The organism is Haladaptatus sp. W1 (genome assembly GCF_001723155.1).
In the GTDB taxonomy this organism is placed as follows: Archaea; Halobacteriota; Halobacteria; order Halobacteriales; family Haladaptataceae; genus Haladaptatus; species Haladaptatus paucihalophilus.
Genome location: NZ_MEIH01000288.1, coordinates 1 through 1,568, shown reverse-complemented (window position 1 = coordinate 1,568; position 1,568 = coordinate 1). Strand labels below are relative to the sequence as shown.

Below are 1,568 nucleotides of genomic sequence, written 5' to 3'. Positions count from 1 at the left end.
AGCATCGCTACGATAACGGCAATCGCCCAGTCGATAGTGAGGTCCAAGCGGTCCAACCGAGTGGACATCTGTGAGACTTCGCCCCGATAGTAGTGGGGCATCAACGAGAGGAAATCGGAACTCTCCTCTGCTGCCTTCGTCGCCACCTCACGGGCATGACGTTGCTCCGGGTCGAACTCCTCGTCTTCACGGTCCCCCATACGAATGAGTTGGAGATACGCGGATAACTATCGCTCGGTAGGCATGACGGGTACCACGTATTGAACAGCGCACTCCCTGCTTTTCGGGAGCGTATGGAGCAAGTTCTTCCGCAACGAGCGCCGCCGTGCGAACCGCGAACAGGAGCCGATAGTTTCCCGTTCAGTGGTTACCGGACGAGTTCGGGCCGTAAATCAGAGTTCACGAGCGGCCCGTTCCCCTTCGTGAATAGCCTCTTTGATGGTTCTCGGGGCAACCGCATCCCCGACGACGCGAACCTCCGATACCACATCCGACAGTGCAGCTTCGAGGCCGTCGTTCGACCGGTGAAATCCCGCGAGAACGATGCCGTCGAGGTCGGATAGTTCGACCGCTTTACCTTGTGTTTGGAGTGTCACCGTCGGCCAGTCGATGCGGTCGACGGTTGCAAACGTATGCAGTTCGACCGGGTTTTCCATCCCGAAGAGATCGCGATGAAGTTTCGCCTTCGTCGGGCCGGTGAGTTCACCACCCGGGTCACCTCCCGGTTGTGCGAAATGCACCGTCCGCCCTTCTTCAGCGAGGAACTTCGCGGTGCCAACGCCCTTCCAGTGGTGCTCCCCGTCATCGATAACGAGAACTCGGTCTCCGGGGTCCTCGTACGTCGTTCCACTCGGACCAACCGCTTCTGACAATACCTGTGTGCTTGTCATCACTCGGGCATCGTCCCATCCCGGAACGTCTTCGGCACGAATTCCGAGGCCGTGATACCCCCGCGGGAACGTCGGCTGTGAGGACCCGGTCGCTACGATGACCGTGTCCGGGGCCGCTCGTTCGACGAACTCGGTCGTCACCTCGACGCCGGTCCTGACATCGACGTTCTCCCGGTCAAGCGCTTCACGGAGCCAGAGGATGGGTTTCTCGAACTCGGCCTTGTTCGGAATCTCCTTCGCGAATCGAACCTGTCCCCCGAGCGTCTCGTCCCGTTCACACAGGGTAACCTGATGACCAACACGGGCGGCGACCTCCGCGGCCTTCATTCCGGCCGGGCCACCCCCGACCACGAAGACGTCCTTCGGATCGGTCGTTTTCGTGAGCGTCCCGACGCCGAGTTCGGCTTCGAACCCCGTCGCCGGATTCAGCACACACCGGCAGGCCGCACCGTCGTAGATGCGCTGAATACAGCCTTGGTTACACCCCATACACTCGATGAGTTCGTCGAGACGGCCCTCCTGGGCTTTGCGTGCGATGTGAGGGTCGGCGATGTGACCTCGCGTCATCGAGATGATATCCGCAGCACCTTCCTGGAGAATCTGGTCCGCTCGACGCGGATCGGTGATTCGTCCCGTCGTGGCAACGGTCATTCCCGGATTTACTTCGTCGACGGCGGT

At 60.6% G+C, this 1,568-nt stretch carries 2 protein-coding genes; both read right to left on the bottom strand.

What is annotated here, in order from left to right; all coding sequences use genetic code 11:
• On the bottom strand, positions 1–200 hold a 200-nt coding region (locus BG842_RS13825), incomplete at its 3' end, for a DUF2270 domain-containing protein (protein WP_139136121.1).
• A gap of 192 nt (positions 201–392) precedes the next feature.
• Positions 393–1,568, bottom strand: a 1,176-nt coding sequence (locus BG842_RS13820; RefSeq protein ID WP_139136120.1) for an FAD/NAD(P)-binding oxidoreductase, incomplete at its 5' end; no start/stop codon positions are given.